20 protein-coding genes are annotated in these 21,591 nt (G+C 57.1%); 12 read left to right on the forward strand and 8 right to left on the reverse strand.

What is annotated here, in order from left to right; genetic code table 11:
• The first annotated feature begins 33 nt into the window (after positions 1–33).
• The gene (locus HRQ60_RS08650; RefSeq protein ID WP_172195391.1) at positions 34–981 is read left to right on the forward strand and encodes an AraC family transcriptional regulator; all 948 of its coding nucleotides are present in this window, start codon (positions 34–36) and stop codon (positions 979–981) included.
• Here HRQ60_RS08650 and HRQ60_RS08655 read toward each other — a convergent pair.
• The gene (locus tag HRQ60_RS08655) at positions 960–1,433 is read right to left on the reverse strand and encodes a PRD domain-containing protein (protein ID WP_172195393.1); all 474 of its coding nucleotides are present in this window, start codon (positions 1,431–1,433) and stop codon (positions 960–962) included. The two genes, HRQ60_RS08650 and HRQ60_RS08655, sit on opposite strands and share 22 nt — an antisense overlap.
• Before the next feature lie 139 nt (positions 1,434–1,572).
• Here HRQ60_RS08655 and HRQ60_RS08660 point away from each other — a divergent pair, with 139 nt between their 5' ends.
• Positions 1,573–2,541 carry a substrate-binding domain-containing protein gene (locus tag HRQ60_RS08660; protein WP_172195395.1) on the forward strand — a complete coding sequence of 323 codons (969 nt, stop codon included), beginning with the start codon at positions 1,573–1,575 and terminating at the stop codon, positions 2,539–2,541.
• Positions 2,542–2,596: 55 nt separating this feature from the next.
• Here the strand turns inward: HRQ60_RS08660 and HRQ60_RS08665 are convergent, their stop codons facing one another.
• Entirely contained in the window at positions 2,597–2,932 is a 336-nt protein-coding gene (locus tag HRQ60_RS08665; protein WP_172195396.1) for a DUF3024 domain-containing protein, read from the reverse strand.
• A 275-nt stretch (positions 2,933–3,207) separates the two neighbouring features.
• Between HRQ60_RS08665 and HRQ60_RS08670 the strand changes: the two genes are divergently transcribed.
• The 6 genes from HRQ60_RS08670 (at position 3,208) to HRQ60_RS08695 (ending at position 12,468) form a co-directional block, all read left to right on the forward strand.
• Positions 3,208–4,656 (forward strand): N-acetylmuramoyl-L-alanine amidase family protein, encoded by a 1,449-nt coding sequence (locus HRQ60_RS08670; RefSeq protein ID WP_172195397.1) that lies wholly within the window; start codon positions 3,208–3,210, stop codon positions 4,654–4,656.
• Between the two features lie 576 nt (positions 4,657–5,232).
• On the forward strand, positions 5,233–6,444 hold the full coding sequence (locus HRQ60_RS08675) for an S-layer homology domain-containing protein (RefSeq protein WP_172195398.1): 1,212 nt from the start codon (positions 5,233–5,235) through the stop codon (positions 6,442–6,444).
• The gene (locus HRQ60_RS08680) at positions 6,444–9,902 is read left to right on the forward strand and encodes a DUF5704 domain-containing protein (protein ID WP_172195399.1); all 3,459 of its coding nucleotides are present in this window, start codon (positions 6,444–6,446) and stop codon (positions 9,900–9,902) included. The genes HRQ60_RS08675 and HRQ60_RS08680 overlap by 1 nt, the downstream gene beginning before the upstream one ends.
• Positions 9,903–10,238: 336 nt before the next feature.
• On the forward strand, positions 10,239–10,874 hold the full coding sequence (locus HRQ60_RS08685; protein ID WP_172195400.1) for a bifunctional transcriptional activator/DNA repair enzyme AdaA: 636 nt from the start codon (positions 10,239–10,241) through the stop codon (positions 10,872–10,874).
• Positions 10,871–11,806, forward strand: a complete 936-nt coding sequence (locus HRQ60_RS08690; protein WP_343044643.1) for a DNA-3-methyladenine glycosylase 2 — start codon at positions 10,871–10,873, stop codon at positions 11,804–11,806. Before HRQ60_RS08685 ends, HRQ60_RS08690 begins: the two co-directional genes overlap by 4 nt.
• A gap of 26 nt (positions 11,807–11,832) precedes the next feature.
• On the forward strand, positions 11,833–12,468 hold the full coding sequence (locus HRQ60_RS08695) for a methylated-DNA--[protein]-cysteine S-methyltransferase (RefSeq protein ID WP_425501634.1): 636 nt from the start codon (positions 11,833–11,835) through the stop codon (positions 12,466–12,468).
• 113 nt (positions 12,469–12,581) lie between these two features.
• Here the strand turns inward: HRQ60_RS08695 and HRQ60_RS08700 are convergent, their stop codons facing one another.
• Positions 12,582–13,856 (reverse strand): M20/M25/M40 family metallo-hydrolase, encoded by a 1,275-nt coding sequence (locus tag HRQ60_RS08700; RefSeq protein ID WP_172195401.1) that lies wholly within the window; start codon positions 13,854–13,856, stop codon positions 12,582–12,584.
• A 147-nt stretch (positions 13,857–14,003) separates the two neighbouring features.
• Here HRQ60_RS08700 and HRQ60_RS08705 point away from each other — a divergent pair, with 147 nt between their 5' ends.
• Positions 14,004–14,741, forward strand: coding sequence for a cyclase family protein (locus tag HRQ60_RS08705; protein WP_172195402.1), 738 nt, complete (start codon positions 14,004–14,006; stop codon positions 14,739–14,741).
• Positions 14,742–14,854: 113 nt separating this feature from the next.
• On the opposite strand, the gene HRQ60_RS08710 is transcribed toward HRQ60_RS08705, so the two are convergent.
• Positions 14,855–15,547, reverse strand: coding sequence for an O-methyltransferase (locus HRQ60_RS08710; protein WP_172195403.1), 693 nt, complete (start codon positions 15,545–15,547; stop codon positions 14,855–14,857).
• Between the two features lie 219 nt (positions 15,548–15,766).
• Here HRQ60_RS08710 and HRQ60_RS08715 point away from each other — a divergent pair, with 219 nt between their 5' ends.
• Positions 15,767–16,669 (forward strand): LysR family transcriptional regulator, encoded by a 903-nt coding sequence (locus HRQ60_RS08715; protein WP_172195404.1) that lies wholly within the window; start codon positions 15,767–15,769, stop codon positions 16,667–16,669.
• 25 nt (positions 16,670–16,694) lie between these two features.
• Here the strand turns inward: HRQ60_RS08715 and HRQ60_RS08720 are convergent, their stop codons facing one another.
• On the reverse strand, positions 16,695–18,242 hold the full coding sequence (locus tag HRQ60_RS08720; protein ID WP_172195405.1) for an alpha/beta hydrolase family protein: 1,548 nt from the start codon (positions 18,240–18,242) through the stop codon (positions 16,695–16,697).
• Positions 18,243–18,424: 182 nt separating this feature from the next.
• Here HRQ60_RS08720 and HRQ60_RS23615 point away from each other — a divergent pair, with 182 nt between their 5' ends.
• The gene (locus HRQ60_RS23615; protein WP_246281230.1) at positions 18,425–19,501 is read left to right on the forward strand and encodes an ATP-binding protein; all 1,077 of its coding nucleotides are present in this window, start codon (positions 18,425–18,427) and stop codon (positions 19,499–19,501) included.
• A gap of 70 nt (positions 19,502–19,571) precedes the next feature.
• Positions 19,572–20,213, forward strand: coding sequence for an RNA ligase family protein (locus tag HRQ60_RS08735; RefSeq protein WP_172195406.1), 642 nt, complete (start codon positions 19,572–19,574; stop codon positions 20,211–20,213).
• A 28-nt stretch (positions 20,214–20,241) separates the two neighbouring features.
• Here HRQ60_RS08735 and HRQ60_RS08740 read toward each other — a convergent pair whose 3' ends face one another.
• The 3 genes from HRQ60_RS08740 to HRQ60_RS08750 all read right to left on the reverse strand — a co-directional run bounded on the left by HRQ60_RS08740 (position 20,242) and on the right by HRQ60_RS08750 (position 21,478).
• Positions 20,242–20,379 carry a hypothetical protein gene (locus HRQ60_RS08740; protein WP_172195407.1) on the reverse strand — a complete coding sequence of 46 codons (138 nt, stop codon included), beginning with the start codon at positions 20,377–20,379 and terminating at the stop codon, positions 20,242–20,244.
• 125 nt (positions 20,380–20,504) lie between these two features.
• On the reverse strand, positions 20,505–20,978 hold the full coding sequence (locus HRQ60_RS08745; protein ID WP_172195408.1) for a hypothetical protein: 474 nt from the start codon (positions 20,976–20,978) through the stop codon (positions 20,505–20,507).
• Between the two features lie 182 nt (positions 20,979–21,160).
• Complete coding sequence (locus HRQ60_RS08750) at positions 21,161–21,478, reverse strand: hypothetical protein (RefSeq protein ID WP_172195409.1); 318 nt, start codon at positions 21,476–21,478, stop codon at positions 21,161–21,163.
• Positions 21,479–21,591 lie beyond the last annotated feature (113 nt).

The raw sequence follows: 21,591 nt of genomic DNA on the forward strand, positions 1-21,591 counted from the left end.
GCGTTTCGGATTCAGAATCGAGGAGGAATTACGATGAACACTGCGCGGCCCGGTTCCGGTCGTATAGAGACGGCGCTCGGCGAGCTGTCCCGGTTAATTGCCCAATTCTCCGGCGGAGACGGAATCTATTCCACCGTGATCCCCGCTTTGTCGCTCATCCGCAGCTCGGAGCCTTCGGTTCCTCTGCATACCGTGTACGAACCTTCGATCTGCCTGGTCGCCCAAGGGCGCAAATGGGTGCTGCTCGGCGACGAATCCTACCATTACGGCCCGTCCGAGTATTTTGCCGTCTCTGTCGGCCTGCCGATCTGCGGCCAGGTGATCGAAGCTTCCCCGCAGCGGCCTTATCTGGCCGTGCAGCTGCATGTCGATCCGCAGCAGACGGCCGATCTGCTCCCGCTCGACGTCCCCTCCGGCAGAACGTCTGCCGCTGCAGGCCGAGGACTGTGCGTAAGCCCCGCCGGGGCGGATATGCTGGAAGCGTTCGTGCGGCTGCTCCGGCTGCTGGAGACGCCTCGCGACGTTCCGGCCCTTGCGACGATGGCCGCCCGGGAGATCCTGTACCGCGCCCTGCGCGACGAGCAGAACTTCGCGCTGCGCCAGATGCTCCCGGGTGCGGGACACGCCGCCGCGATCGCCGGAGTCATCCGGCGGATCCGGCAGACGTATGACGAACCGCTGCGGATCGAAGAACTTGCGGGAGAAGCCAAGATGAGCACTTCTTCGCTGCATCGTTATTTCCGTGCAGTCACCGCCATGAGTCCTTTGCAGTTCCAGAAACGGATCCGGCTGCAGGAAGCGAGAAAGATGCTGCTGAGCGAACCGGTCCAGGCGGCCGAAGCCGCTTTCCGTGTCGGTTACGAGAGCCCTTCGCAGTTCAACCGGGAATACGCCAGATTGTTCGGTCTGCCTCCTCTGAGCGATGTGCGCCGGCTGCGCCGTATGCCTGCCGGCGATCCTCAGACCTTCGGGAAAATGTGAGTTCCCGCAGGCTCGGTCCGCTTGTCCGTATTCGAAACGACCTTATGCACATGCAGCATCAAATCGAACAACTCGTCTTCCGGCAGCCGGGCGCCGCAGAGACGCTCCAGTTCCATCCGGATGTCCGCCGCACATTCGAAACAATCCGGCAGATGCGTGCGGATCAGCCGGCCCAATTCCGGGTCGACCGCCGAACTGCGCCGCTCGGTCCCGATCGCCCGGCGAATCGAAGTCCGCAGATGCTCGGCAAACCTCCGGTAGGTGAGCGCCGATACATCCGCAGCTTCGACTCCGAACCGCCGGCCGATCAAATCGAATGCGTTTTCGATTACGGCACGCAAATACCGCGCTTCCCCGTTCGCTTTTGTGCAGCCGGATAGGTCCCCGGCATGTCCCGTATCTTCCGTCTGTGCGACCACCGTATGGTCGTTGATGATTTGCGTAATTTTCATATATTCCGCCTCCGTTTTCGATCTGCCCGATCTTCTCTGTACCCAGCTTAAGATGTGGCATCGATTTCAGGTCAACCGCTTTTGGAGCGGCAGGCGAAATATGTTTCGGGTTATACTGGGTGGAGGGGAGGCGAAGCAGGTGACCAATATTCAGGAAATCGCCCGAAGAGCCGGCGTATCGCCATCCACGGCTTCGCGCGCGCTCAGCGGGAAAGGCTATGTCAGCGAAGAGAAGAAACTCAGGGTGCTCGCCGTCGCCGAGCAGTTCGATTACGTGCCCAATGCGAACGCCGTTCTGCTCAAGAGCGGAACGACCCGGCGGATCGGATTGGTCGCGCCTTCTTTTGAAGAGTCGGTCAGTCTGTTTACGGGCGGCTTCGTGCGGGCGGCCCAGGAGAACGGCTATACCGTCACCTTGTTCATGACCGGATTCGATACGGCCAAAGAACGCGAAGCGCTCGAAGCGCTGCGCCGCAAACAGGTGGATGCCCTCGTATTTGTGATGTTCCTGAGCGGGCTGCCGACGATCGCAAGCTATGCCAAGTACGGACCTATCGTCTCCTGGCAGCGGGTCGTGCACAAGGAAGTTCCTTCCGTATTCATGGATCAGTACGACGGTTACATGCTCGGCCTCGAGCACTTGTATGCACGCGGCTATCGCCGGATCTGCAGCGTATACGGAGCCGGCACGCGCCTGAATACGCAGAGCCGGATCGAAGCTTTCGCGGATTTTTGCCGCAAATACGACCTCGATCCCCAGGCTGCGCCGTTTTTCATGGAAAAGGGGACGACGGCGCATGGCGAGGAGCTGGCCCGCTGGTGGCTGGAATCCGGACGGATTCCCGATGCTTTCGCTACCACCAACGATCAAGTCGCAGCCGGTCTGGTTGCGGAAGCCCGCAGGCTGGGTTTGCGGGTGCCGGAAGATTTTGCCGTATGCGGCTTCGACAATCTCGACTTCGCCCATCTGCTGGACCTGACAACCATCCATTATCCGGTAGACGAACAGGCGGCCAACGCATTTGCGATGATCCGCAGCCGGATCGAAGATATCGAACTGCCGCTGCGTCCGCTGAATTTCCGGCTGGTGGAGCGGGCGACGACTTGACGGCATTCCCCGCGGCAGGCATACCGATGAATCGGGCCGCCTATTTCGGCCGTGCTTACTTCCAGAACAGACCTTCTGGGTCGAGTTCAAACTGCTCCAGCTGATCTTCAAAATCCGGTCTCGGTTCGATCGAGCGGGCAGGAATCCATTCTTCGGGTCCGTCGCCCTGTTTGGCATATATACTCCACGCTCCTTGTTCCAGCCGGAACTGCGCCAGGTCTGTGCCGGTCCAGCCTTGGCGCGGAGATTCGGGACGTTCTTCCGTCAGCGTGACGCGGTCTTCTTCCAGGCGGTACACGATTCGAACGGCCGTGCGCATGCTCGGCGGAATCTTCTCCGAAATATAGCCGCGCAGCAGCGCTTCGAGCCGTTTCGCTGTCCAGGTATCCATAAAGTCTTTCTCCTCTTTCTCCGAAAATACGCAGGACCGAATGCCAAAGGCCGGCTCTTGTCCGAGTTTAATAGTAATTATTACGATTAATCAAAATATACGGCTTTATGCGAATTCTGTCAAACTTAAAAAAGGTTGAACTCTGCGTCGCTATGCTATAGTTTTGTGTAAAGCAAACCTTTTTGCCTTGAGGGAACTATTTGCGTCTCTCCTGCGTCTAAATCTGTGAAGAGTTGGCCCGTTCCCTGTCCATCAGAGAAAAAGGAGAAGTGAGAATGAAATTCGGAAAACAAGTATGGAAAAAGACGGCTGCCGCTTTCCTGGCTGTCGTGCTGCTGTTCGTCTTGACCCTGCCGGGAACATACCCGTCCGCCGCGGCCGCCGGAGCCGGCACCCGTATCCTATTGGACGGCCGCACGATCGACAGAGCGGAACCTGTGGTCGTCGGTGGTACCACGATGGTTCCGATCCGGGTCGTATCCCAGCAGCTCGGTTATTCGGTCAACTGGAACCGGTCGGCGGGACGAATCACGATCGGCAGTTCCGCTTCTCCGCTGGTGCTGACGCTCGGAAGCCTGACGGCGAATGCCGGAACGGCCTCCGTCACGATGCAGCAGGCTCCTTTTGTTCAGGCTGATACGACTTACGTGCCGCTTCGTTTCGTAGGTTCGCAGATGGGACTTGGCGTCAAATGGGAACAGAACAGCAAAACGGTCTATCTGCAAACGCAGTTTGAGAATCCGGCCAATACCCCGGCGAATCCTCCTGCCCTTCCGCAGCCGGAAACGCCGCTGCCGCCGGCCGGTCCCGCACCGCAGATCGGAACTTCCGTCGACGGAATCAGCTTCAGCGATAACCGCCTGACCATTTCCGCGGCCGCGCTCCTGAACCCGAAAGCTTCCGCCCTGACCGGTCCCGACCGAATCGTCGTCGACCTGCCCGGCAGCTATATCGGAGCCGGCCTGCTGCAAAGCGGCCCGTTGAAGCTGGGACAAGTAGCGACGCTTCCGGTGGAAACTTCGCCGGCCGTCAAGCAGGTCCGCTACTCGCTCTACAGCGAGAATCCTTCGACCGTACGGGTCGTAATCGACCTCAACCGCGCCGTCGGCTACAATATGTATCCCCAGGGCAACCTGGTCATCGTGGATCTGAACGACGAAGGCACCGCTCCTCCTGTCGGAACCGACGGCAAAAAGATCTTAGTGATCGACCCGGGGCACGGCGCTCAAGATCCCGGCGGGATCGGAAACGGCCTCAAAGAAAAAGACATGGTCCTGAGTGTAAGCTTGAAGGTCGCCGCCCTGCTCAGACAGGAGCCGGATATCGATTTGATCATGACGCGCAGCGACGATACCTATCCGACGCGCGAAGGGCGCGCGAAGCTTGCCAACGATGCCGGAGCGGACGTATTCCTCTCGATCCACACCAATGCGGCAGCCGCAAGCGCGGTCGGCACCGAGACGTTCTACGCCGACGCCGCGCGCAGCAAATCGCTGTCGGATACGATCCAGAAACATGTTCAGGCGGCTACGGGCTTCCGGGATCGCGGTTCCAAACAGGCCAACTTCATCGTGATTCGTCAAACAACGATGCCGGCGGCCCTGCTGGAAATCGGATTTTTGACCAATGCGCAGGAAGCCGCCGCGATCGCGCAGGACGATTTCCAGCAGAAAGTCGCGCAAGCGATCGTAGACGGACTGAAAGAATACTTGGGTCTTGATTAATCAAAAAGCGAAAGCCTTCATACCGGAATGGTCCTAGTACCTTGTCCGATCAAATCATTCACAATTGGGAATAGAACTTCTTCAAACGTTTGGGTAGTTGGAGATTCCCAAATCGAATTATTGTCGGTCTGTTGACCGTCGTGTTCTGCCTCTACTCGTACCGATCAAAGCTGTGCTCGGATTCATCTTGTCGCGGGGCGCGACGCTCGAAGTCCGCCTGGCATCTGCCGAAATGGCTGGATCGCCTGCTGCCGGACCTGGATGTCGAAGGCGAAGGCAAGCTGAAGACCCGATCCCTAGCAAAAGATCAAATGGAACTTGCTTTCCCGCTTAAAAAGGATTAAATTAGATTGGGTTATTGGATCAACATTCGCGAAGCACGCGGACGTATCTCTTCTTTATCGAAGAGCGGCGTCCGCTTTTTTGCGTGTTCTCGGAAGATCTCCGCAAGAGTTCAAACGTTCTTTGACAAAAGAAAATGGGACTTCCCCTATTCAAGCAGCAGAGCGACAATAGAAGAGACCGGATGCTTTGCTATGAATTTGGAAAATAAACCGGAAAGAGGAGTGTGGAAAGGTGAAAAAAAGATGGGGAAAATGGCTGGGGCTCGCTCTGGCCGTAAGTGTGGTGGCAGGAGGAGCCTGGAGTGCCGCGCCAAGCGCACACGCCGCAGGCAGTGGCTTCTCGGACGTCAAAACGTCTCACTGGGCGTACAGCGCCGTACAGAAGGCCGTTGCAAAAGGCTACGTCGACGGCTACACGAACGGCACGTTCAAACCCGACGCCAGCGTCACCCGCGCCGAGTTCGTCAAGATGGTCGTGGTGGCTATGAAGCTGGACACGAAAGATGCAGCCGGCAAATGGTACACGCCGTATGTGAACGCCGCAAGCGCCGCTGGTCTGTACGCCGGCAGTGACTTCGCCAATTCCGAAGCGGCTTGGACCAAAACCATGACCCGCGAAGAAATGGCCCGCGTTGCGGCCCGTGCGATCGGCGAGAAAACAAGCGAAAACGACAAATGGATGTACCTCGCCACAAGTGCCGGCCTGATCCAAGGCGTCGGTAAAGGGCAGATCGCACCGACAGGTCTCACGACCCGTGCCCAATCCGTCGTCATCATCGAGCGTATCTTGACCGCGAAAGCCGGCGGCGAACTCGACACTGACGTGTACGCGACAGCCGAAGCCGAAATCCTTTGGCACGGCACCAACATCTTCACCGTGATGCCGGAAATGTTCGTGACACCGGAATCCGACTGGAAAAACAAAGGCAAGTCCTCGGTCGAAGAAATGTGGAACGAGAAAAACATGACGATCACGTCGAAAGACGGCCTGTACCAAGCCAAGCTTGAGGCCCTGATCGCGATCAACATGACCGACAAAAACGACCCGAACCGGGCGCTGCTGGGCAACATCAACACGCTGCATTGGTCGAATAACCGTCAAACGATGGGCAACCTGATGGTCAAAGACCACCCGAACACCTACGTGCTGTATTTCAAAGGCAAAGAAGTGTTTAACAAAGATACGAAAAAATACACGGCTCGTGGTCAGGTGACCTTCCAAGTGCAGGGATTCAACACGAATAATCTGGATGCGTTCTATGCCGGAAAACTGAACAAATCGGCAGATATTTACCAAAAAGAATGGTTCGATCTTCCGGCTATCATCATTCCGAAGTCCGGAACCGTGCAAATCGGTCGCGATCTGAACATCTTCATCCACACACCAGCCGGCGGTTCGCTGTACATGACCCAAGACCTGCTTAAACTGCGAGGCATTCAGTAATGAAAACAAACCGACAACGAACCAACCGATTCACGCTTGTCGGACTCAGCACCCTGCTCATTGCGAGCAGCGTGCTGGGTGTTTTTTTTCCACTCCAAGGCCAAGTCGATGCCGCGCCTATCAAAAAGAACATTCCGTATACCGCAGCGTCCGGCATTAAACCGTTACCGACTCGAACATCTCTCCTATTAGGCAAAGTCCCAACGACGACGACCGAAACGATCAGTGAAGATGCGGGAGCCGGGAATAAAATTCAAAAGATCGTGTTCTATAAAGGGACCACGGCTGTTAAAACCATCAACGTTGACGCCCAGACCTACAGCGGCAAAGAAACCTTTACGGGCGAAGCCCTTCCTGTATTGTCCAAAGAGAACGGTTCGGCCGGGTCATGGATGGCGTGGTCGCGGGGCATTTTATCGACCGAATGGACCGCCGGTAATGAATTCTCGACATGGACCGAAGTATCGGATATCACTCCGGCTGCGACGGAACCCATCACCACGACGGACAGCGGTGTGACGTATAACAAAAACTATAAAAAAGCACCGTACAAAGAAGTCCGGCTCAAAGTCAAATACGCTCGGACTCAAAATTTCGTAACCACAATCGGGGGTACTAACCTATCTGTCCCTAAAGAATTTATTGACGACCGGGCGAATACGCTGCGCTTAATGAATCCAAGCACGCCTTCACCTGAAAACGTTACAACCAATAATGAAGCGAGTGTTACAACCGGTAACCTTGACATTGACGGGACGAACCACTATTCAACACATATCGAAAGTATTTTGGTTGGCGTGGAACCCAACGGCGATATCAACGCCCCGACGCGAAGTCTGGATTATGCGACGATTCAATTCACACAAAAACATGATCTGGATACAGCCAAATACTACCTGCGTCAAGGTAGTGGCCCCATGGTACCCTATGAAGATTCAAACCCGAAAGCCCAAGCCATGGCGTTTTACTACGCGGCGTATAGCTTCAACGTTCACTCGAACACGTACCAATATCCGGACAAATACTGGGTCTACACCGAAGATGGTGGACCAGACGACCCGGACGAGCCGATCCACAACTGTACCATCCGTGACGGCCGCGTAATCGAAGGCGAAAAGATGACCCCCGAAGCATCGGCTGTGATTAAAGCCGATCAGCGGGATCAAGAAATCTTCGATGTGCTGCAAGGCATTCCGACATCCGAAAGCTTGTACGGCAATGTGATTGCGAATAATTATTTACATCAGTACAAATTCAAAGAACAGCTCGGTACCTGCGTATATGACGTAACGGTTTCCAAAACGTATAATCTAACATGGACGGAAAAGAAGCCGGGACCTGCAAACCCAGACGGAACACCGGGCGCCGACGTTGACGACCCCAAATCCGATTCGGAAACCGTGCAGTACCCGGTGCATATCGAACGTGAATTCTCGTACTGGATTGTCGACAAAATCGGTATTTACGAAATCGATCAAGCCGAGCTGAAAAACTACGCGTTCCAAGGCGAGTCCATCACCATTCAGCCCGCCGGGTACATCCCGCCGACGCTTTCCGTCACAAAAGACGGCAAGTACGTCGCGGACCCCGGGCCGGGCAACTGGACAGCGCCCTCGCAGGCATGGCCGGGCACCAATACAAGGCCCACACCGCCAAACGATCTGGATCAGTTAGCCGGAGAAACGGATCAGAAAATCAAACAGGTCAAAGTCAATAACGACACGGTCGTCTTTAACGGACAAACCTTGATGGACGGAAGTGTCGTCGACAAAAAGACGCAGGACCCCAAGCCTGTACCTGATCCACAGAAAATCAGCCGGGACGTGCTCTACAAGCCCAATCAAATGATTCCGATGAGTAAAACAAACCGAATGAGCGCACCGAGTATGGGGACAATCACGTATAAGCCGCTCAGCGCCAATCACAACGCGCCTGACGGCGATACCTACCCGATTGGCGGCATCAACCCGGTCACGGTGCATACGCCCGTGGTGAACTACTCCAGCGCCTCTGACGATGCGGCGCATAACCAAAAGACCACGCCGAATTACAGTCGTCAAGCCTTCATCTTGGATCGGCCGTTTACGATCACCATGCCGACAAGCGGACAGCATCAAAATTATCCGGGGTATGGCAACCGGGATTACGCCAAGTATTATCGGAGCAAAGAAGTCTACTTCCCGTTTGATACGTATTCGGGGGATCGTTCAACCTTCTATCCGAAAAACACATGGATCAATATCCCGGTCGGTCAAATCACCACCGAATTCTTCCTGCCGGTGTGGGTCGATGAAGGCGATTATACCGTCTATTATCGAAACATCGCCGAGAACGCGCCGGGCGTCAGCCCGACGCAGCAAGATGCCAACTTTGATCTTGCGTATCATGTCGCATCCGATACGGTGGACGTCGAAGTGATCGGCCGTCTGTATGATTTTCATCTGACGGATATCGCCGATTACAACTGGGAAATGGTATTCCGCACCCAATCCGGCAGTCAAAATCCTAGCGGAAATAGCTACTGGACGGGCCTAAACAGTATCGACGGCGCCGCTCGCGGAAACGCTCAGCCGTACACCCTGCCGATCCTGCCGGGTAAAAACCCACTGGAAGGTAAAAAGAATGTCAGTATCAAAACCGGATATCACGTGAAGTTCGATCTGAAAACCAAAGGGAACATGTTCGGACGAAATGACGGTCTGCGCATCACGCCAAGCTTTATGTTTGTGAGTCGCGACGGGAAAACCAAAACCCCGGTCGATTTGTATTACAATGACGATCACCGGACCTTTATCAAAGTCGGTTCACCCGAAGACACCGAAAAACGGTACGTGATTCTAAACGATCGTCTGCGCAACGTACCGGAAGAAGAGTTGACGGACACCGCGCGGTACAAGTACGATCATTATTATGGGTTCGCCGAAATGAATGGTGTCAGCGAAGATATGTTCATCGCGGATTATATCCGGCGCTTCACCAAAGAGAAAACCCCGATCGGCGGGTTCTCCCTTATGCTGCTTCCGGAACAAATCCGAACACTTATCGGGCCGAAAACCAACATCCCGGCCGGCGTCGACAATGCACGCGCCAACGCTGCGATTCAAAAATGGTACGGTCAGTATGCCCTGCCCGGTGACCCCTACGTCGTCGTCAAAGGAACCAACCTTCCGGAGTACGGACGCACCCACGGCGGACTCACCAAGCGCGACCCGGTCTTCCTTAAAGACGGATACATCATCTTGAATTTCAACATCGAAAGTATTCGCAGCGGAAACACCGGCGCGCCGCACTTGCAGTACATCAACGCCCCCTTGATGAACCAATGGCAGATGGAAGGCTTTAACCGCACGGCTGTCGATTCGTGGAATCGCCCGTTCGCCCTGCAAGACGGCGATGTCGCCTTCTTCAATGCCGACAAGTCGTACAAAGACGATTTCGAGTCGCAGGTAACGCATTGATCGGCCAGATTACCTTTAAGCCAACCAACCGCATAGATCGGGTCCGGACCTTTCGCGAATAGAAAAGTCCTTTTTGTGTTGAACGGCTTTGTGAGTCTTCTTCAAAAACGTCCTGCCCACTTCGGTCCACGAACATTTTCTTAAGCGACGACCTTTTCCCGCAATGTTTTCGGGGAAAGGTAGTTTTTTTGCTTTGGGAACGTTACTCGTTTCGCACTTCCCCCTCTTTTCCACAGACCGTGAGAGCAATATTTAGGAGTCCGTTTGGATGCCGGGACTGTTACAATAAAAGACAGAAATACCGCCAAGCCGATGCAGGGAAAGGGGAGATTCGCGATGAGAAGTGCCATTTCGCTTTCTTTTGAAGAGATGTGGGAGAAGATACTGGCCTGCGACGCCCGGTACGACGGATTGTTCTTTACCGCCGTGAAGACGACCCGGATCTACTGCCGGCCGTCCTGCCGTTCCCGCAAACCGAAAAAACAAAATGTAGAGTTCTACCTGGGCTTGTCCGAGTCCGAGGCGGCCGGCTACCGGCCCTGCAAACGATGCCAGCCGGAAGTCGAACATTCGCCATGGAACGACTGCGTGCTCCAGGCACGTTCCTACCTGATTGCCCATTACCGGGAAAACCCGATGCTTGCGGATATCGCCAACCATGTCGGTCTGAGTCCGTACTATTTCGAACGCCTGTTCAAACAGGAGACCGGAGAAACACCGAGGATCTATCTGGAAAAAATCCGCGTCGACCGGGCGGCCCACCTGCTGAGATGCAGCACCTTGTCGAATCTCGAGATCGGTTACGAAGCGGGCTTTCACACGCCGTCCAATTTCTACCGGGCGTTCCGGCGTCTGCACGATTGTTCCCCCGGTGAGTACCGGGCACGGGGAACCCCTGTCGTTCGAGAAACGATCCGGCGCAAACCGCCGATTCCGGAGCTCCGCCGCGGCAGCGCGGTATCGGCGACGTGAGCGCTCCTGTGGGCGTTCCGCCAAATTCCGCTGCTGCGCACCGAATAGAGCTGCCTCTTCCTTCCCTATTCAGCTGGCCGGAATGTCTCGCTTATCTGGGAAGATCGAAGCTTGAGGTGCTGCACCGGATCGAAGGCGAACAGCTGGTCAAAGCCGTCGATCTGAACGGACATCTTGTACGTCTAAAAATCCAGCCTGCAGCGGACACGGCCATGCTGCTTATCGAATTCCCGCAGAACGAACCGCCGGAGATTCGCACGGCCGCTGCCTGTTACGTGCGCGAATGGTTCGGCCTGGACGAAGACCTTGAGCCGTTCTATGCCATGGCCCGAAAAGACCCGCTGCTGGCGCCGGTCGTATCGGCCCACCGAGGGCTGCGGCTGATCGGCATTCCCGATCTGTTCGAAGCTTTGGCCTGGGCGATAATCGGCCAGCAGATCAATCTGCCGTTTGCCTATACGATGAAGAAACGGCTGGTTGAAACTTACGGCGAAGCGCTGCCGGGCGAAGATCCATGGAGCGGGCCCGAACGCTTCTTTCCTCGCCGGGATGTGATCGCGGCGCTGACGCCGGACGATCTGCGGCCTCTGCAGTTCTCGGGGCGCAAAGCGGAATACGTGATCGGCGTTGCCCGGCTGCTCGAAGAAGGCCGCTTGTCCAAACGTTCGCTGCTGCGCATGGAAGCAGCCGAAGCGCGCGAGACGCTGCTTGCGATCCGGGGCGTCGGCGCCTGGACGGCGGACTATGTCGGCATGAAATGTCTGCGTCACCCGGACGCTTTTCCCGCCGGGGACGCCGGACTGCATCAGGCACTCAAAGCCGGTCTCGGACTTGACCGCAAACCGCTGCCGGCCGAAATCGAGCAGGCCGCCGCCGGCTGGCGCGGCTTCGAAGCAATGGCGACTTTCTATCTGTGGCAGTCGCTGCTGTAAGATCATTCTTCAGGAGGTATTAGCCTATGAACAGCAAACCCGCTTTATCCGCTCCCGCAATTGCCGCCGCGCCGGCGGTAGAGCTCTCCGCCGATATTCGCCCGGTCGGCGATGCTTCTTCGATGCATCGGCTGCTCTACCTGTCGCCGCTCGGCGAGCTCGCAATCGAAGGGACCTCGGAAGCCGTCTATTCGATCCTGTTCACGGATCTGACCATGCCCGAAGGCTGGCCGGCCGTGAATCCGTTCCCGCCTGCTTCAATTCCCGAACAAACGGTGGGATCCGAAGAAGACCTTGCGGAATCCACCCTGCCCGAGCCTCTGCGTCAGGCCCGGAATCAACTTGCCGAGTATTTCCGCGGCGACCGGCAGACGTTCGATTTCCCGTATGCTTTCGACGGTACGGTCTTCCAGCGCTCTGTCTGGAATGAACTGGCCTCTGTCCCTTATGCGGCTTCCCGTTCCTACAAAGACCTCGCCGTCGCCGTAGGCAGCGAACGGGCCGTGCGGGCCGTCGGCTCCGCCAACGGACGCAACAAACTCAGCATCGTGCTGCCCTGCCACCGGATCATCGGCAGCAGCGGCAAGCTCACCGGCTACGCCGGCGGACTCTGGCGCAAAGAATGGCTGCTGCAGCACGAAGCCCGGTTCACCCGCATGTAAAAGCTCGGTTTGGCCAAAAACAGCAGCACGAAAAAGCCGTCCAGCCAGGTCATCGACCTGTCGGACGGCTTATTCGCTTTTCCTACTGCCTACCTGGATGTCCAATCTTCCGCTTACTGCCCGCTCCGCTTCGGCAGCAGCGGGTCCGTAACCCCGGCAAGGCCGACAAGCCCAAGGATTGTCAGCAGAATCTTCTGTACACCGAGATGGGCATCGGTCGGATCGTAATACTCGCCGAGCGTATGCGCACCGCCGAAATCGCCGCCTCCGCCAAGCGTAACGGCCGGAATCCCCAGGTCGATCGGAACATTCGCATCGGTACTGCTCGGCCCTTCGAGGATCGGACGGAAGCCCATGGCGATCCCGGCTCCGGCCGCCGCCTGTACGATTGTGCTGTCGGGAGATTGGGAGCCGGCCGGACGATCGCCGACGCGCTCGATCCGTACTTGGATCGCATCCGCACGCCGCCAGCGGCTGTTCTCATCATGGGCGGCCTGCCGGATCAACTCGAGCACCCGGCTTTCCAGGCGCTCCAGATGCTCCCGGGAAACGGAGCGCAGATCGATAACGGCTTCCGCCGTTTCGGCAATCGTATTGACCGATGTGCCGCCTTGGACAACGCCGATATTGAACGTCGTTTTCGGATGATGCGGCACCTCCAGGTCGGCGATTCTGCCGATTGCCCGGCCCAGGGCATGGATTGGACTCGGTGTGCCAAAGCTGCCGAAGCTGTGCCCGCCGGGGCCTTCGAACGTCACTTTGTAGCGTTTGCTGCCTGCACCCAGATAAGTGATCCGGTCCGGCGTTCCCGGCTCGATCGAGATAAAGCCATCGAGATCTCGGCGGCCTGCAAACAGCGTTTTGACTCCGCGCAGATCGCCGAGTCCTTCTTCGCCGACGGTGGCGCCGACCAGCAGGTCGCCTTCCGTGCGGAGGCCGGCTTGGTTCAACGCGCGCAGCAGGGTCAATACCGAGGCCAGGCCGCGGCCGTCGTCGGCAATCCCCGGAGCATAGATCCGGCTCCCTTCCCGCCGGGCCCGGACATTCGTACCGCGCGGGAAGACCGTATCGAGATGGGCGCAGACCACAAGCCGGGGCCCGCGGCCGTTTCCTTTACGCAGGCCGAACACACTGCCGGCTTCGTCGACAGCGACGTCTTCAACGCCCAATTCGGACAGCTTGCGAGCGAACAACCGTCCCTTCTCCGCCTCTTCGAACGTAGGCGCTTCGATTTCGGTCAGTTCGATTTGTTCGCCGGTGGTCCGTTCGTTGTCTTCCTTGAGAAAATCGAATGCCCGATGAACCGACGGATCTTGGATCAGACGGTCGAAGACCCGGGTCGTTTGTTCGGATATGCGGACTTTCGGAGCTCCGGCTGTTTCGGTCATGAAAGAAAATCCTCCTCTTCCTGTTCTTTTCCCTCGTTAAGCATTAATTTCCATGTTATCATAGGCCGCACCCAAGCGTAACCTTGTTTTCTCCAAACCTTACGCTTTATAATGAACGATTAAAAAGGAAAAAAGAGGTGGGATTCCATGACAAACGCTCTGCTCGACGCCCTTAAGCTGCTCAAAGAAAAACAGTGGATCGATCTGACCCATACCTTCGGCCCGGACTCTCCGCATTTCGCCGCTTTTGCCGCTGCCGAATTCGAGACGCTGTTTACGCACGATGACGGCTTTTTTGCCCAACGCTTCCATTTCCCCGGCCAATACGGCACGCATCTGGATGCTCCGATTCATTTCGTCCGCGATTCCCGTTATCTCGACCAATTGGAGCTAAAAGAATTGGTGCTGCCGCTGATCGTGATCGACAAATCGGCGGAAGCGGCGGCGGACCCGGATTATTCGCTGTCGGCGGCAGACATCGAAGCATTCGAAGCACAGCACGGTCGGATTCAGCCGGGCAGCTTCGTTGCGCTTCGCACCGATTGGAGCAAACGCTGGCCAAGTCAGGAGAAATTCGAGAACAAAGACGCGGACGGCCGCAACCACGCGCCGGGCTGGTCGATCGAAGCGCTTGCGCTGCTGCTGAAGGACCGCGGCGTCCAGGCTGTCGGCCATGAGACGTTCGACACGGATTCCGCCGCGGATTATACCAAGAACGGCGCGCTGCTCGGCGAATATTATGTACTGGAACAGGATGTGTATCAAGTGGAGCTGCTGACCAACCTGGACCTTGTTCCGCCTACGGGCGCGGTCATTTTCAATATCGTGCCCAAAGCGGAAAAAGCGTCGGGGTTCCCGGTGCGGTCGTTTGCCATTCTGCCTTGAGCGAACGCCTGAACATCCGAATATCGAAAAGCAGCCGCTCGTCCTTACGGACCCGGCTGCTTTTGCGCTGCTGCGTTTCCTGTTCCCCGTCATGCTCCCGTTTGTCCGATCGATCAGCGCACGATGCCCAGCATGAACCCGTCGTAGCCTTTGCCGCCTACCGTCTGCACGGCCGTCGCCTCGATCCGGGAATCATGTTCCAGCAGATCGAAAAATCGGCGAACGCCCTGCACTCTGGCGTCTTCGCTCGCTTCGTCGATGATTTCTCCGTCCCGGACAACATTGTCGCCCACGATGACCGTGCCCGGCTTCGACAGCCGCAGCGCAGCTTCGAGATAGGCGGGGTTATTCGGTTTGTCGGCGTCGATAAAAATGAAATCGAACGGCTCGGCCTGCTCCTCTTCCAGCTTCCGCAGCTGCTCCTGCGCGTCTCCGACCCGGATTTCGACCATCCCGTCCGCGATTCCGGCGCCGCGCAGATTAACACGCGCCGTGTCGGCGTGCTTGGGTTCCAGCTCCAACGTAATCAGACGGCCGCCTTCCGGCAGCGCACGCGCCATCCAGATCGTGCTGTAGCCGCCGAGCGTGCCGATCTCAAGCACTCGCCGGGCTCCGTTCATACGGATCAGCAGCTGCAGCAGCTTGCCCTGCAGCGGCGACACGTCGTAAGGCGGAAGTCCGGCGGCTTCGTTGGCGTCCAGCGCACGCTCCAGGGCAGGATCGTGCGCAATGAGCTTGCGTTCCAAATAACGGTCTGCTTTGGCCCAAGTATGCGAGCGGTCTCTCGGCTGTGTCTGCGTGTTCATCAGAATCACGTTCCTTTCGGTAAACGGATTGGATTGGGGAAAGCCTCTATGCCTGGCCCGCTTTCCCTGTCCGCACTTTGATTGTAAACGGAATAAAAAGATAAATATAATATATCTTTCTCTTGTATTCATATATAAAATATATAGATAAGTGTCCGATTTGACATTAAAAAGAATTCCGTTCCCAAGCTGCGGAAGCGGAATACGAAAGGACCGGCCATGAATCTGCATGCTTTGCGTTTGTTTTACGAGGTGGCCTGCGCGGGAAGCGTAACGCGCGCTTCGGAGCAATTGAACATCAGCCAGCCGGCAATCACGGCGCAGCTCAAAAAGTTCGAACAGGAACTCGCCCTCCCCCTGCTGCGCAGGGAAGGACGCGGCATTGCGCTGACCGAAGCGGGAGCCGAGATGCGCAGGCTGGCCGCGCGGCTGTTCGCGGAAGAACAGCGCATCGAGCGTTTCGCCGCCGATTACGGCCGCGGCGAAACCGGCAGCGTAGCGATCGCCGCCACGTATCTCCCCGCGAACTTCCTGCTTCCCGGCTGGATCGCGGCTTTCAAACAGAAGCACGAGCGGGTCGAGCTTTCGATCACGACAACCCATGCGGAGGGCGCGCTGCGCCGACTGCTTGATTTGCAGGCGGATCTCGCCGTTTACGGCGGCCTGCCGGAACGCCATTCGGACGAGATCGCCGCCGAAGAGTTGTTCCGCGACGACCTGTGGTTCGTTGTCGCGCCGGACCATCCTTTCGCGAACCACGCCGTCTCGCTGGCCGAGATGACGCGGGAGCCTTTCGTCATGCGCGGCGAAGGCAGCTCGACACGCGAGCGGCTGTTTGCGCTCTGCCGCACCCACGGCCTGCCTTCGCCCCGCGTGGCGCTGCAGTTCAGCGGACTCCACGAAGCGATACAGGCGGTCGTCGCCGGTTACGGCGCCAACTTCGTCTCTTCGCTCGTCGTACGGGATTACGTCGCGCGCGGGCAATTGTGCCGCGTTCACGTCGAAGACGCGGCGCTGCAGAACGTCGTTGCCGTATGCACCCGGCGCGGCGAGTCCCTGTCTCCAGCGGCTGCCCGTTTGCTTGCGCTGATTCGCGAAGCGGGCAGCCGGGGAGCGGTCTGATTCCTCCGCCGCTTCCCTCGGCTTTTTATTGACCTTGGATCAGCTTATGATCGCCCTCCGTTCCCGCTTGGAGAGCGGACAGCTCCACTTCTACTCCTCTCAGGTATTTGTCGAAAAAGGCTTCCGTATAGACGCGGATCACCTCGTGCGCTCTCCGCGCGTCCAGGCCGGATGCCGCGGACAGCAGCGGCGAATACAGCGGCGCGTCGGAGAAACTGGTATGGTCGGTATTTTTCAACGTCAGCACGTAATTGCCTCCGTCGGCCGCATGGGCCTGACGTTCCAGCAGTTCGCCGACCGTCTCGTCGTATTCGGGCCGGGAAGCGCCAATTTGCGCCAACGCTTCGTCGCTCATGGAATCCGGCCGGAACGTGCGGTCCGCGCGGATCAGTATGAACGGCCGGCCGATGCCGTTCGGCGCGCGCAGCGAGCCGTAGAACCCTCCGTCCATATCGATGCCGGCCTTGAGCCGGTCGTCGCTCAGCAGCGCCTGAACCGCGGCCGCTCCGCCCATCGAGTAGCCTACGATCCCCATCCGCTTCGTATCGAGCCGTCCCCCGAACCGTTCGGCCGCCTCGGCAACGCCTGAGCCCGCTTCCAAGCTTGCCGGACTTCCGTTCTTCGCGTCCGCGCTGCCGGTCTCCGGTTTGGCGTCCCCGTTGTTCCGGCCTTCGATCGTCTCCAACTGGTCCAGCACGAACTTGACGTCCGGCACCCAGACCTCGTCGGCCAGCCGGTCGAACGCGCCGTTGTCCAGCTTTTGCCCCGCGTCCGCGTAGAACGGCATGACTTCGCCGTCCGGGAATACCGTCGCGTTGGTACCTCCGGCATGCTCGATGCCGACAACGATATATCCCTGCGAAGCCAGCTGCTCCGTCAGAAAGGTGCTCTGCCCGCTCCAGCCCCGGTTGCCGTGCGAATAGATCACGACCGGGTATTCGTGCTTCGCCGCGGACAGCGGCGCCGCCGGCTGCGAATGGGTGCGCACGAGACGCATGCTGTCGAACAGCAGCGAAGGCACGCCTTCGTTTCTCCCGAACGCTTCCGCAAAAATCCGAGGGTGCGCGATATAAGGCGCGGCTTGAGCCGATGCCGATCCATCCGTCGGATACCAGAACCGCACCAGTATCTCCCTGCGTTTTGCCGCTTCCTGCGTATGCACCTGCGGGCGCGACTCGTCCGTCCAGGCATAGGTAACCGTGCCTACAGGGTAAGGCCCTTCCAGCGGCACGAACTTGAATACCGGCAGAACGACGGGCAGCAGCACGGCGGCGGTTCCGTAGAGGAGCGCGGCCGCGCCGGTCAGCAGCCGGAATCCCAAGCGCCGCTTCTTCGCTTCGCTTTCTTTCCCTGCCCACATTCGTCGCAGCATCATGCCGGCCAGAAGCAGAGTCAGTGCGTACAGCGGAATCATTTCCCACCTTGCGCCCTCCAGCCAGACCTGAGCCGACAAAACGGCGGCCGATCCCGAGAATCCGACTGCCGCCCAGCCTATCGACCTCGTCTTTTTCCACAGCATGAGTGCCAGCACCGCAAGGTTCACGACCGCCAGCAGGATCTCCAAACTTCTCAATTCCGTTCCTCTTTTCTATTTTCCTTTTTAACACATTTGTATTATAAAAGAAAAGTTTCAGTCCTGGCAAGCGTGTTCCAAAAATGCGGCAGAGGTCCCTGTGTCGGTATCCCCTGCCGATCCATCCCGTTTTGCGGTATACTGGTAGCGGGTCCCTCCCCCGGAAGGAGGTGAATCTCCCCATGAGAACCGTTCAACCCCACACCATCCATATGCTGATCGGCATCCCCGGCAGCGGCAAAAGCGTGTATGCCCGTGAGCTGGAACAAACGACCCGCGGCGTAATCGTTTCGACGGACGCGATCCGTCTGAAGCTGTTCGGCGGCGAATCGCGGCAAAAAAACACCTACGTCATTTTCGACGAGGCGTTCAGGGAAATCGATGCCGCGCTGACGGCGGGCCGCGACGTCATCTTCGACGCGACCAATGTCGACCGGGACCGGCGGAGCAAATTTTTGAAACGTTTTGCCGAGTATCCGGTGCAGGCCCATATGTTCGATACGCTGTACGAGACGGCTTCACGGCGAATCTCTTCGCGCAAGCGCAAGCTGGATGACAAAATTCTATCCAAGTACGCGAAGAATCTGCAGTTTCCGCTCCCCGGCGAAGGGTTTGCGGCGCTGATTCCCGTGCATAGGCCCGATGAGTCCGTCCTATACGGCGTCGAACCCGGAATCGAATCGGACATCTCGGCACGTTCCGTCTTCTCACGTCCGGGGCAGGCATCGAAGAATGCCGCGGCGCACCGCGCCAACGACCTTCGAACGGCTATCGAGCGTCTGCTTCGGCAGGAGGCCGGACACGACGAGCTGTTCGAATGCCTGTCGGCCTTTCCCCTTTTCGCGCAGATGCTCGGTTACGACCAGGGCAATCCGTATCACAGCCGCACGCTGTCTCAGCACACGTACGCGGTGCTCGAATACGTGAACGCCTTTTACGAGGAAAACGACCGGCTGCAGATGCAGTGGACGGCGCTGCTGCACGATATCGGCAAGCCGTTTTGCAAAACGTGGAAAGAAGCCCGGGGATATTACTCGTACTTCGGGCACGAACACGTCTCCGCTTCGATCGGCTGCCATCTGTTGAAGGCACTCGGGTATCGCGACGACTTCACCCTGGACGTAGCCAGCCGAATCGAGTGCCATATGGAAATTCTGCACGGCGGCGACGCGGGCGCATCGAACATTTATCATCTGCTGGGCGGCGAGAAGCTGGCCAAGATGTACTTTTTCGCGGAAGCCGACACGTATGGAAAGTAAAATGGAAGAACCGGATCATTGAGGAATTTACGCGGGCAAACTGCAATCGAGAAACAAGCGAGGCGATCCCATGAAAATCAAATATCCGAAAACGATGCACCTGCCCTGGTCCAGAAGCTATACGGACGACGACAAGATTCTGCGGAGCACGGCGCATTTTATCGGACAAGAAGTAGTTGTAACGGAGAAAATGGACGGGGAAAACACGACGATGTACCCGAATCATATCCATGCCCGTTCGCTCGACAGCAAAGACCATTCTTCCAGGCACTATGTCAAAACGCTGCACGGAGGCATTCGCTATCTTATTCCGGAAGGCTGGCGGCTGTGCGGAGAAAATATGTATGCCAAACATTCGATCAAGTACGAAGCGCTGCCGGGCTATTTCATGCTCTTCTCGGTCTGGAACGACCGCAACGTCTGTCTGTCGTGGGACGAGACGGAGAAACTGGCGCATCGGCTGCACATCCCGACCGTTCCCGTGCTTTACCGCGGCATTTGGGACGAACAAGCGGTCAAAGCCTGTTATACGCGCCAATCGAACTGCGGCGGCGAACAGGAAGGTTACGTGGTACGTCTGACGAACTCTTTCGATTACGAAGATTTCAGATCCAGTCTGGCTAAATTTGTACGCAAAAACCATGTGCAGACGGATGAACACTGGCTGAGCCGACCGGTAGAACCGAACGAACTGGCGAAGCCGTTACCTTAACCCGTCGTCTGTCCATTCCACACCCAATCTATTCAAAAGGAGCGAGTCCCATGTAATCCGCAGAGCCTTTACAGATGACCGGACGGTCTACATCACCCGAATTCGATTCAATCCCGCTAATTCCCCGCAGTTCCGCTTGAAGCCCGCTTTTCGCTTCTTCCTGCATCTCCAGCTCCACTCCATAATCATATTCGTCATTTTTGCCGGCTGTCGGCTTGGAAAAATGAACAGGATACAGCTGCGTCCATTTTTGTAAGCGTTATCTCAAGAATCGGTACAAAAAAAGAGCGCCTACTCGCGGCACTCCAGTCTTTGTTTTAATCTCTCATACCGTTCCTCGCCTCGACTATGACCAACGGCTCCGAGGAGGAAAGAGACAATAACCAAGATCAGCGTTATAAGTCCAATCGTCTCCAATGACTGATCCGCCAAGGTCTGGACCAGATTCGTTCCTTCCATCCAATAAAGAAGCAGGGCCAGGATCATCAATCCGATAATCAACTGAGCGAATATCCGTCCGCTTTCCGAAAAGGTTCCCCGCCAAAATCCCGGAGGCCCGTTCTCTTCGCGTTTGCGAACAAAACGTTCATTGCTCGTCTCTTCGTTCCGGATTCTGACCAGCGACAACATCCAGCCGATAAGCTGTGTGACGATGAGGATCCACAGGGTGTCTTTCGGTGCAGGCAGCAAAATAATCAGAAAAGCCAAGGAAAAGATCAAAGATCCAGTCATCCACCATATTTCCCGTTTTTGTTCTGCTCTCATCCCATCCCCCTCCTTATATTTCCATAATAGCATATCAAAATTCATTTTTGTACCCGCTTCGTAAGCGTCTTGGGCCAATGCTCTTTGGAGAAAACGGAAAAAAATCCCCGGCCCCCGCGCTGCAGAGGGACCGGAGCTTTTTATTCAACCGATTTTAAGCGATGCGGTTGTCTCCTGACTTTTTACTGGTCGATCAGGTTGGCCTGCTGCAGCAGACGCTGCGCAACGGCTGCCGATTCGGCACGCGACAGCGTCTCCAGCGGACGCAGCCATCCGCCGCTGCCTTCCGCCAGTCCCGCGGCAAGAACGGCCTGCGCCGAAGACTTGGCCCAATCCGCGACTTTCGCGCGGTCGCGGTAGCTGCTCAGTTCGCTGCTGCCTTCGCCTGCCTGAAGCGGTACGATCTGCGCGGCGCGGTCCAGAATCCAGATCTGCGGGCAGCTGCCGTTCGTCAAGCTGTTGACTTCTACTATCCAACCGCTAGAAGATGCGGTAATCACAAAGTACACTCTTTATATTATCTATTTTTAGTACACGACGGATTGTAAAATGAAGTGCAACACCTCGAACTGAATATAAAAAGGCCCACGGCCGGATTCGTGTAGAATGAAGT

Origin of the sequence: Saccharibacillus qingshengii (assembly GCF_013185195.1) — a bacterium.
GTDB lineage: Bacteria > Bacillota > Bacilli > Paenibacillales > Paenibacillaceae > Saccharibacillus > Saccharibacillus qingshengii.

Bases quoted from the DNA above. Each gene is read 5' to 3' on its own strand.
- HRQ60_RS08650 (WP_172195391.1), top strand. From the start codon at position 34: ATGAACACTGCGCGGCCCGGTTCCGGTCGTATAGAGACGGCGCTCGGC.
- HRQ60_RS08655 (WP_172195393.1), bottom strand. From the start codon at position 1,433: ATGAAAATTACGCAAATCATCAACGACCATACGGTGGTCGCACAGACG.
- HRQ60_RS08665 (WP_172195396.1), bottom strand. From the start codon at position 2,932: ATGGATACCTGGACAGCGAAACGGCTCGAAGCGCTGCTGCGCGGCTAT.
- HRQ60_RS08670 (WP_172195397.1), top strand. From the start codon at position 3,208: ATGAAATTCGGAAAACAAGTATGGAAAAAGACGGCTGCCGCTTTCCTG.
- HRQ60_RS08680 (WP_172195399.1), top strand. From the start codon at position 6,444: ATGAAAACAAACCGACAACGAACCAACCGATTCACGCTTGTCGGACTC.
- HRQ60_RS08685 (WP_172195400.1), top strand. From the start codon at position 10,239: ATGAGAAGTGCCATTTCGCTTTCTTTTGAAGAGATGTGGGAGAAGATA.
- HRQ60_RS08695 (WP_425501634.1), top strand. From the start codon at position 11,833: ATGAACAGCAAACCCGCTTTATCCGCTCCCGCAATTGCCGCCGCGCCG.
- HRQ60_RS08700 (WP_172195401.1), bottom strand. From the start codon at position 13,856: ATGACCGAAACAGCCGGAGCTCCGAAAGTCCGCATATCCGAACAAACG.
- HRQ60_RS08705 (WP_172195402.1), top strand. From the start codon at position 14,004: ATGACAAACGCTCTGCTCGACGCCCTTAAGCTGCTCAAAGAAAAACAG.
- HRQ60_RS08710 (WP_172195403.1), bottom strand. From the start codon at position 15,547: ATGAACACGCAGACACAGCCGAGAGACCGCTCGCATACTTGGGCCAAA.
- HRQ60_RS08715 (WP_172195404.1), top strand. From the start codon at position 15,767: ATGAATCTGCATGCTTTGCGTTTGTTTTACGAGGTGGCCTGCGCGGGA.
- HRQ60_RS23615 (WP_246281230.1), top strand. From the start codon at position 18,425: ATGAGAACCGTTCAACCCCACACCATCCATATGCTGATCGGCATCCCC.
- HRQ60_RS08735 (WP_172195406.1), top strand. From the start codon at position 19,572: ATGAAAATCAAATATCCGAAAACGATGCACCTGCCCTGGTCCAGAAGC.
- HRQ60_RS08740 (WP_172195407.1), bottom strand. From the start codon at position 20,379: ATGCAGGAAGAAGCGAAAAGCGGGCTTCAAGCGGAACTGCGGGGAATT.
- HRQ60_RS08745 (WP_172195408.1), bottom strand. From the start codon at position 20,978: ATGAGAGCAGAACAAAAACGGGAAATATGGTGGATGACTGGATCTTTG.